We start from the raw sequence: 8,602 nt of genomic DNA on the forward strand, positions 1-8,602 counted from the left end.
TGTGGCGAGGGAGCTTGCTCCCGCTCGATTGCGCAGCGATCGCCAAAATGTTGGGGCCGCTACACGGCCCAGCGGGAGCAAGCTCCCTCGCCACAAGATCAAAACCAAGCGTCATTTCAAACGCCAAACTGCGCCCGATAAGCCTCAACCGCCGGCAAATGCTGCTTGAGCTGCGGGTCGTCGGCCAAGAATTCCAGGACCTGGGTCAGCGACACGATGCTGACCACCGGAATGTTGAAGTCACGCTCCACTTCCTGGATCGCCGACAACTCACCGTTGCCGCGCTCTTGGCGGTTCAGGGCGATCAGCACACCGGCGGCCTTGGCGCCGTCCTGGGAAGCGATGATCTGCATCACTTCACGAATGGCGGTGCCGGCGGTGATCACGTCGTCGATGATCAGCACTTCACCGGTCAGCGGCGCGCCCACCAGGCTGCCCCCTTCACCATGAGCCTTGGCTTCTTTGCGGTTGAAGCACCAGGGCAGGTCGCGGCCGTGGTGTTCGGCCAGGGCGACGGCAGTGGTGGCGGCCAGAGGAATGCCTTTGTAGGCCGGGCCGAACAGCACGTCGAACGCAATGCCCCTCTCGACAATGGCCGCCGCATAGAAACGGCCCAGTTGCGCCAGGGCTGCACCGGTGTTGAACAGGCCGGCATTGAAGAAGTACGGGCTCGTGCGGCCGGACTTGAGGGTGAACTCACCGAAGCGCAAAACGCCGCGATCGATGGCAAAACGAATGAAATCGCGCTGATACGCCTGCATGAAAAAAGCCCCAAATACCACGGATTTAGCTAAATAGGTACACGCCGTGTATCATACACGCACGTGATTTTTGGGGCCATTTATGCGGATCATCAGTGTGAACGTCAATGGTATTCAGGCTGCAGTGGAGCGAGGGTTGCTCAGTTGGCTGCAAGCACAGAATGCCGACGTCATCTGCCTGCAGGACACCCGCGCCTCCGCCTTTGAACTGGACGATGCAGCCTTCCAACTGGATGGTTACTTCCTTTATGCCTGCGATGCCGAAGTCCCCGCCCAGGGTGGCGTGGCTTTGTACTCGCGGCTGCAACCGAAGGCTGTCATCAACGGTCTCGGTTTCGAGACGGCGGACCGCTACGGGCGCTACCTGCAAGCCGACTTCGACAAGGTCAGCATCGCGACCTTACTGCTCCCTTCGGGGCAGAACGGCGATGAAGATTTGAATCAGAAATTCAAGTTAATGGACGACTTCGCCCGTTATCTGGATAAACAGCGGCGCAAACGTCGCGAGTACATCTATTGTGGCTCGCTGTACGTGGCGCAACAGAAGCTGGATATCAAGAACTGGCGCGACAGCCAGCAATCCCCGGGCTTCCTGGCGCCGGAACGGGCCTGGATGGACGAGATTGTCGGCAACATGGGCTATGTTGACGCCTTGCGGGAAGTCAGCCGTGAAGGCGACCAGTACAGCTGGTGGCCAGACAACGAACAGGCCGAGATGCTCAACCTCGGCTGGCGTTTCGACTACCAGTTGCTGACGCCTGGTCTGCGCCGCTTCGTGCGCAGTGCTCGCCTGCCGCGCCAGCCACGGTTCTCGCAGCATGCGCCACTGATCGTGGATTACGACTGGACGCTGACGATCTGAGTGTCGTTTCGCAGCCACAAAAAAACCGACAGCCCTGTCGGTTTTTTTGTGGACAACCCTTTCTACTGTGAAAGCGAGCCTGCTCGCGATGGCGCAGTTACATTCAAGATTGATGTTGACTGACACACAGCTATCGCGAGCAGGCTCGCTCCCACAGGGGAAGACTCATCGATCGTTATTTGACCAGCCGCCACGTAAACGGATACCGATACGGCTGCCCTTCATTGGCCTTCACCCCACCGATGATGGTCAGCACCAGCGCACCGATAGCCACCAGCCCGAACAGGAAGAAGCCGATCACCACGATCATCAATAGCAGGCTGATCGCCGAGGCAATTGCCACCGTGATCTGGAAGTTAAGCGCTTCCTTGCCCTGGGCATCGATGAACGGGTCAGTCTCGCGCTTGAGCTGCCAGAGCACCAGCGGACCGATCAGCGTACCGAACGGAATCCAGATGCCCAACAAGGCGGACAAGTGACAGAACATCGCCCATTGGCGCGCCTCCTTGCTGGGCTGGGGCAGTAGGGTTTGCTCATCACTCATGACGTTCTCCTTGTCTGAAGCGCGAAACGATCAGTCAGCCAGTGCGGCTTTTTGCAGTTCGAAAATCTCGTTCATGCCTTTCTTTGCCAATTCCAGCATAGCGCTCAATTCTTCCGGCTGGAACGGCGCGCCTTCGGCGGTGCCCTGGATTTCGATGAAGCCACCGGCGCTGGTCATGACCACATTCAGGTCGGTCTCGGCGGCGGAATCTTCCAGGTAGTCCAGGTCCAGCACCGGCTCGCCCTGGTACATGCCCACGGACACCGCGGCGATCATCTGCTTGAGCGGATCGCCGCCCTTGAGGCCGCCACGCTTCTTGATCACTTTCAAGGCATCGGCCAGCGCGACCATGGCGCCGGTGATGGACGCGGTGCGAGTGCCGCCGTCAGCCTGGATCACGTCGCAATCGACATACAGCGTCACGTCACCGAGCTTGGACATGTCCAGCGCGGCGCGCAGCGAACGGCCGATCAGGCGCTGGATTTCCAGGGTACGTCCGCCCTGCTTGCCGCGGCTGGCCTCGCGCTGGTTGCGCTCACCGGTGGAGCGCGGCAGCATGCCGTATTCGGCGGTCAGCCAGCCTTGTCCCTGGCCCTTGAGGAACCGTGGCACACCGTTCTCGACGCTGACGGTGCAGATGACTTTGGTATCACCGAATTCGACCAGTACAGATCCCTCGGCGTGTTTGGTGTAGTTGCGGGTAATGCGGATCGAGCGAAGCTGATCGGCAGCGCGACCACTTGGACGTTTCATAGGGAACACCTGTACAGAGGACGGAAAACTGCCGAGCATTATAGAGCCATGGGCCGCCATAGGGCAGTTTAAACGTCGCGCAGTTCCAAAGAACCGCTGCCACGAGCCGAGCCCCATCGACATCTGACCGACGAGCCGCAGCGCTTTGTCACCTGCACGGTTTGGGGGCATGCACCTCACTGCGCTACAATCCTGCGCCTTTGCTGCCCTTCGGCTTTTATCCACAGATACCAGGCGCTACGACTACCCGTTGCGTCCGCCTGCATTGCGAGGAATCTCCATGGTGCACAGCATGACCGCCTTCGCCCGCGTCGAGAAAGCCGGCACCCAAGGCACGCTGAGCTGGGAACTGCGCTCGGTCAACAGCCGCTACCTGGAGCCGCACCTGCGCCTGCCCGAATCCTTTCGTGACCTTGAAGGTAGCGTGCGTGAAGCCCTGCGCCAGGGCCTGTCCCGGGGCAAGCTGGAATGCACCCTGCGCTTCACCGAAGAAAGCACCGGCAAGGCCTTGCAGGTGGACCGCGAGCGCGCCGCGCAACTGGTGGCTGCCGCCGAAACCGTCGCCAGCCTGATCAAGCACCCCGCGCCTCTGAACCCGCTGGAAGTCCTGGCCTGGCCCGGCGTGCTGGTAGGTGATGCGAGCGACCCGCAGGCCCTGAATGCCGAAGCGCTGGCGTTGTTCAATCAAGGCCTGAAAGAACTCAAGGCCGGCCGCGAGCGCGAAGGTGCGGAGCTGGCCCGGTTGATCGACGAGCGCCTGACCTCCATAGAGGAAGACATCGTCACCCTGCGCGAACTGGTCCCGCAGATGCTCGCCACCCAACGTCAGAAGGTGCTCGACCGCTTCGTCGACATGCAGGCCGAGCTGGACCCGCAGCGCCTGGAACAGGAAATGGTCATGCTCGCGCAAAAGAGCGACGTGGCCGAAGAACTGGATCGCCTGAGCACCCACATCATTGAAGTTCGCCGGGTGCTCAAATCCGGTGGTGCGGCCGGTCGCCGCCTGGACTTCCTGATGCAGGAACTCAACCGCGAAGCCAACACACTGGGCTCCAAAGCCTTCGACCCGCGCAGCACCCAGGCTGCGGTCAACCTCAAGGTGTTGATCGAGCAAATGCGCGAACAAGTGCAGAACATTGAGTAAGGCTAACCCGACATGACCCACAGCACCGGCACTCTCTACATCATTTCCGCGCCTTCGGGCGCCGGCAAGACCAGCCTGGTCAAGGCGCTGATCGACGCCGAGCCGCAGATCCGCGTCTCGGTCTCGCACACCACCCGTGCCATGCGCCCGGGCGAAGTGGACGGGGTGAACTATCACTTCGTCGACCGCGAACAGTTCGTGAAAATGGCCGAGCACGGGGACTTCCTCGAGCGCGCCGAAGTCTTCGGCAACCTCTATGGCACCTCGCAAAGCTATCTGCAGCAAACCCTGGACGAAGGCCATGACCTGATCCTGGAAATCGACTGGCAGGGTGCCGAGCAGGTCCGCAAGCTGATGCCCCAGGCCCGTTCGATCTTTATCCTGCCACCGAGCCAGCAGGCCTTGCGCCAGCGCCTGACCAATCGTGGCCAGGACAGCGACGACATCATCGAAGGCCGGATGCGCGAAGCGGTCAGCGAAATGAGCCATTACGTCGACTACGATTACCTGATCATCAACGACGATTTCGCCCACGCACTGGACGATTTGAAGGCGATTTTCCGCGCCAGCCAGCTGCAACAGAAACGCCAGCAGCAACGTTTCGGTAAATTATTGGCCGAACTGCTGGGCTGAACAGCCCTTCCCAAAACCGCTGCGACGGCTTTACATTGGAGCTTGCAGCGGGTCGAGGGCCTGGTTAAAAAATCAGCGCTTCCCTAAACGCTGGCGTTTTTTTAAACTGTCGAGTCCGCTCGCCCAACCGGGCAGCGCGCATATTGCATTCGCTCCGAGGAATACCATGGCCCGCGTAACCGTTGAAGACTGCCTAGAACACGTGGAAAACCGCTTTGAGCTGGTCATGCTCTCTACCAAGCGTGCCCGTCAACTGGCCACCGGTGGCAAAGAGCCGTTGGTCCAGTGGGAAAACGACAAGCCTACCGTGGTAGCGCTACGTGAAATCGCCGAAGGCCTGATGAGCTACGAGTTCATCGCCAACGCTGAAATCGTTGAAGACGAACCGCTGTTCGCAGCGTTCGAGGACGAGTCCAACGAGGCGGTCTAAGCCTATGCCTGGTCGACGTAGCACGGCGCGGGGTCACAGCAAACGGCAGGAGTCATTATCATGCCGAGCATAGACGCCCTCGCCGATCGCTTATCGGCCTACCTCGGCACGGACCAGGTCAATCTGGTCCGCCGAGCCTATTTCTACGCCGAACAAGCCCACGACGGCCAGCGCCGCCGCAGCGGCGAGGCGTACGTCACGCACCCGCTTGCGGTGGCGAACATTCTTGCCGACATGCACATGGACCATCAAAGCCTGATGGCGGCGATGCTGCATGACGTGATCGAAGACACCGGAATTGCCAAGGAAGCGCTGCAAGCGCAGTTCGGCGAAACCGTGGCCGAACTGGTCGACGGGGTCAGCAAACTGACCCAGATGAACTTCGAGACCAAGGCCGAGGCCCAGGCGGAAAACTTCCAGAAAATGGCCATGGCCATGGCGCGCGACATTCGCGTGATCCTGGTCAAGCTCGCCGACCGCCTGCACAACATGCGGACGCTGGAAGTGTTGTCCGGTGAAAAACGCCGGCGAATCGCCAAGGAAACCCTGGAAATCTATGCGCCCATCGCCAATCGGCTGGGCATGCACGCGATTCGCATCGAGTTCGAAGACCTCGGCTTCAAGGCCATGCACCCGATGCGTTCGGCGCGGATCAATCAAGCCGTCAAGCGCGCCCGGGGCAATCGCAAGGAAATCGTCAACAAGATCGAAGAGTCCTTGAGCCACTGCCTGACCATCGACGGCATCGAAGGCGAGGTCAGTGGCCGACAGAAACACCTCTACGGCATCTACAAGAAGATGCGCGGCAAGCGTCGGGCCTTCAACGAGATCATGGACGTCTATGCGTTCCGGATCATCGTCGACAAGGTCGATACCTGCTACCGCGTATTGGGCGCTGTACATAATTTGTACAAACCATTGCCAGGGCGCTTCAAGGACTACATCGCGATTCCCAAGGCCAACGGCTACCAGTCGCTGCACACCACGCTGTTCGGCATGCACGGCGTACCGATCGAAATCCAGATCCGCACCCGCGAAATGGAAGAGATGGCCAACAACGGCATCGCCGCGCACTGGCTGTACAAGTCCAGCGGCGACGAACAACCCAAGAGCACCCACGCCCGGGCCCGCCAGTGGGTCAAAGGCGTGCTGGAAATGCAGCAGCGGGCCGGCAACTCCCTGGAATTCATCGAAAGCGTGAAGATCGACCTGTTCCCGGACGAGGTCTACGTATTCACGCCCAAAGGCCGGATCATGGAGCTGCCCAAAGGCTCCACGGCGGTGGACTTTGCCTATGCGGTACACACCGACGTCGGCAACAGCTGCATCGCGTGCCGGATCAACCGCCGCCTGGCGCCGTTGTCCGAACCGCTGCAAAGCGGCTCCACGGTGGAAATCGTCAGCGCCGCCGGCGCGCGGCCAAACCCGGCATGGCTCAACTTTGTAGTCACCGGCAAGGCTCGCACGCACATCCGCCACGCCCTGAAGCTACAACGCCGCTCCGAATCCATCAGCCTGGGCGAACGCTTGCTCAATAAAGTCCTCAACGGCTTCGACAGCTCCCTGGACAAGATCCCGGCCGAACGCGTGCAGATCATGCTCAGCGAGTACCGCCTGGAACTGATCGAAGACCTGTTGGAAGACATCGGCCTGGGCAATCGCATGGCCTACGTCGTCGCCCGCCGCCTGCTCGGCGAAGGCGAACAGCTGCCTAGCCCTGAAGGCCCGCTGGCCATCCGTGGCACCGAAGGCCTGGTGCTCAGTTATGCCAAGTGCTGCACGCCGATTCCTGGCGATCCGATTGTCGGCCATCTGTCCGCCGGCAAAGGGATGGTGGTGCACCTGGACAACTGCCGCAACATCAGCGAAATCCGCCACAACCCGGAAAAATGCATCCAGCTCTCCTGGGCCAAGGATGTCACCGGCGAATTCAATGTCGAGCTGCGGGTCGAACTGGAGCACCAGCGTGGCCTGATCGCCTTGCTGGCCAGCAGCGTCAACGCCGCCGACGGCAATATTGAAAAAATCAGCATGGACGAGCGTGATGGCCGCATCAGCGTCGTCCAACTGGTGGTCAGCGTGCACGACCGCGTACACCTGGCCCGCGTGATCAAGAAGCTGCGCGCCCTGACTGGCGTCATCCGCATCACTCGCATGCGCGCATAGCTCCCCATCCAATACAAGGAGTCATAAATGACCAAGACCGTTATCACCAGCGACAAAGCTCCGGCCGCCATCGGTACGTATTCCCAGGCAATCAAGGCGGGCAACACCGTGTACATGTCGGGCCAGATCCCGCTGGACCCGAAAACCATGGAACTGGTAGAAGGCTTCGAAGCCCAGACCGTGCAGGTGTTCGAGAACCTCAAGGCCGTGGCCGAGGCTGCCGGCGGTTCGTTCAAGGACATCGTCAAGCTCAACATCTTCCTCACCGACCTGAGCCACTTCGCCAAGGTCAACGAGATCATGGGCAAGTACTTCGACCAGCCTTACCCTGCCCGCGCCGCCATCGGCGTAGCAGCCCTGCCGAAGGGTTCGCAGGTTGAGATGGACGCCATCCTGGTCATCGAGTAACAAGCCCGGCGCAGCCTTCCCCTGCTGCGCCGTTTTCGTTTAAGGATTCCACCATGCGCAAAGCGCTTGCTCTTTCGCTGGCTGCCCTGCTGTTGGGCGGCTGCGCCAGCGACCCTGCCGACCGTGATATCAGCGGCACCTGGATCAACCAGGCGGCAATCGACGCCGCCGCCAAGGGCGGCCCGCTGCGCGAGGCGCTGCAGGCCTATGGCCCAAACCTGGAGTGGGACGTCAACACCCGGGCCGGCCAGGCGCGTTACACCAACGGTTTCGAGAATGTCGAAGGCAAGCTGCTGGGCGAAGAAGACGGTGCGTGGAAAGTCGATTTCTACGGCAGCTCCGCCAGCGAACTGCAACGCGACGGCGACCAGTTGAACCAATCCGCCACCGAGAACGAACCGCAGCAAGTGTTCGAGCGCGCCCAGGTACAGGTGCCGGAGGGAGCGCCGCTGGGCGCCAGTTTCGAACGGGCGCTGTATACCGCCTATCTGGGCGGCACCTGGAACATCGTCAACGGCCCAGGCCAAGGTGCCAGCGTGCAGTTCCAACCCGACGGCCAGGTCAGCGGACTGCCAGGCGCCGACCGCTACGCCCTGTGCCTGGCCGGCGATTGTGCCTCCATGAGCGGGGGCAACGACAACATCTGGCTGCAACAGAACGGCCAGGGCAACACCTGGATTTTCTCCCGCGACGGCAAGAAACTGGAAATTTTCCAGACCGTTAATGCGGCACTGGCGGATGAAATGCCTTCGTTTACGCCGGGTGACCGGCAGTGGGTGTTGGAGAAGCAGTAGGAGCTGCGACGCGGTTCCCATGTGGGAGCGGGCTTGCTCGCGAAGGCGGCATGACAGTCAACGAAGATGTTGGATGCCAGGGCCCCTTCGCGAGCAAGCCCGCTCCC

At 60.9% G+C, this 8,602-nt stretch carries 10 protein-coding genes; 7 read left to right on the plus strand and 3 right to left on the minus strand.

What is annotated here, in order from left to right; translation table 11 throughout:
* Positions 1-116 precede the first annotated feature (116 nt).
* Positions 117-761, minus strand: a complete 645-nt coding sequence (gene pyrE / locus HU811_RS21870; protein ID WP_186658056.1) for an orotate phosphoribosyltransferase — start codon at positions 759-761, stop codon at positions 117-119.
* A gap of 82 nt (positions 762-843) precedes the next feature.
* Here pyrE and crc point away from each other — a divergent pair, with 82 nt between their 5' ends.
* Positions 844-1,623, plus strand: coding sequence for a catabolite repression control protein Crc (gene crc, locus HU811_RS21875; protein WP_003177265.1), 780 nt, complete (start codon positions 844-846; stop codon positions 1,621-1,623).
* 175 nt (positions 1,624-1,798) lie between these two features.
* On the opposite strand, the gene HU811_RS21880 is transcribed toward crc, so the two are convergent.
* Together HU811_RS21880 and rph are read right to left on the minus strand one after the other, a co-directional pair.
* Entirely contained in the window at positions 1,799-2,167 is a 369-nt protein-coding gene (locus tag HU811_RS21880) for a DUF4870 domain-containing protein (RefSeq protein WP_047226168.1), read from the minus strand.
* A 30-nt stretch (positions 2,168-2,197) separates the two neighbouring features.
* Positions 2,198-2,920: a ribonuclease PH gene (rph, locus tag HU811_RS21885; RefSeq protein ID WP_047226169.1), complete on the minus strand. Its 723-nt coding sequence runs from the start codon at positions 2,918-2,920 to the stop codon at positions 2,198-2,200.
* Between the two features lie 280 nt (positions 2,921-3,200).
* Here rph and HU811_RS21890 point away from each other — a divergent pair, with 280 nt between their 5' ends.
* From HU811_RS21890 to HU811_RS21915, 6 genes are all read left to right on the plus strand, one after another.
* Positions 3,201-4,064, plus strand: coding sequence for a YicC/YloC family endoribonuclease (locus HU811_RS21890; RefSeq protein WP_186658058.1), 864 nt, complete (start codon positions 3,201-3,203; stop codon positions 4,062-4,064).
* A gap of 12 nt (positions 4,065-4,076) precedes the next feature.
* Entirely contained in the window at positions 4,077-4,697 is a 621-nt protein-coding gene (gene gmk, locus HU811_RS21895; protein WP_047226171.1) for a guanylate kinase, read from the plus strand.
* Positions 4,698-4,863: 166 nt separating this feature from the next.
* Positions 4,864-5,127, plus strand: coding sequence for a DNA-directed RNA polymerase subunit omega (rpoZ, locus tag HU811_RS21900; RefSeq protein ID WP_003177259.1), 264 nt, complete (start codon positions 4,864-4,866; stop codon positions 5,125-5,127).
* Between the two features lie 60 nt (positions 5,128-5,187).
* Positions 5,188-7,293: a bifunctional GTP diphosphokinase/guanosine-3',5'-bis pyrophosphate 3'-pyrophosphohydrolase gene (spoT, locus tag HU811_RS21905; RefSeq protein ID WP_047226172.1), complete on the plus strand. Its 2,106-nt coding sequence runs from the start codon at positions 5,188-5,190 to the stop codon at positions 7,291-7,293.
* A gap of 27 nt (positions 7,294-7,320) precedes the next feature.
* The gene (locus HU811_RS21910; protein ID WP_003229509.1) at positions 7,321-7,701 is read left to right on the plus strand and encodes a RidA family protein; all 381 of its coding nucleotides are present in this window, start codon (positions 7,321-7,323) and stop codon (positions 7,699-7,701) included.
* Positions 7,702-7,754: 53 nt separating this feature from the next.
* Positions 7,755-8,495, plus strand: a complete 741-nt coding sequence (locus tag HU811_RS21915; protein WP_076383093.1) for a hypothetical protein — start codon at positions 7,755-7,757, stop codon at positions 8,493-8,495.
* Positions 8,496-8,602 lie beyond the last annotated feature (107 nt).

It is taken from the genome of Pseudomonas tehranensis, assembly GCF_014268615.1.
GTDB classification, from domain to species: Bacteria; Pseudomonadota; Gammaproteobacteria; order Pseudomonadales; family Pseudomonadaceae; genus Aquipseudomonas; species Aquipseudomonas tehranensis.

Excerpts from the sequence above, each read along its gene's own strand:
- HU811_RS21910 (WP_003229509.1), top strand. The coding sequence starts at position 7,321 with ATGACCAAGACCGTTATCACCAGCGACAAAGCTCCGGCCGCCATCGGT.
- HU811_RS21890 (WP_186658058.1), top strand. The coding sequence starts at position 3,201 with ATGGTGCACAGCATGACCGCCTTCGCCCGCGTCGAGAAAGCCGGCACC.
- crc (WP_003177265.1), top strand. The coding sequence starts at position 844 with ATGCGGATCATCAGTGTGAACGTCAATGGTATTCAGGCTGCAGTGGAG.
- gmk (WP_047226171.1), top strand. The coding sequence starts at position 4,077 with ATGACCCACAGCACCGGCACTCTCTACATCATTTCCGCGCCTTCGGGC.
- spoT (WP_047226172.1), top strand. The coding sequence starts at position 5,188 with ATGCCGAGCATAGACGCCCTCGCCGATCGCTTATCGGCCTACCTCGGC.
- HU811_RS21880 (WP_047226168.1), bottom strand. The coding sequence starts at position 2,167 with ATGAGTGATGAGCAAACCCTACTGCCCCAGCCCAGCAAGGAGGCGCGC.
- rph (WP_047226169.1), bottom strand. The coding sequence starts at position 2,920 with ATGAAACGTCCAAGTGGTCGCGCTGCCGATCAGCTTCGCTCGATCCGC.
- rpoZ (WP_003177259.1), top strand. The coding sequence starts at position 4,864 with ATGGCCCGCGTAACCGTTGAAGACTGCCTAGAACACGTGGAAAACCGC.
- pyrE (WP_186658056.1), bottom strand. The coding sequence starts at position 761 with ATGCAGGCGTATCAGCGCGATTTCATTCGTTTTGCCATCGATCGCGGC.
- HU811_RS21915 (WP_076383093.1), top strand. The coding sequence starts at position 7,755 with ATGCGCAAAGCGCTTGCTCTTTCGCTGGCTGCCCTGCTGTTGGGCGGC.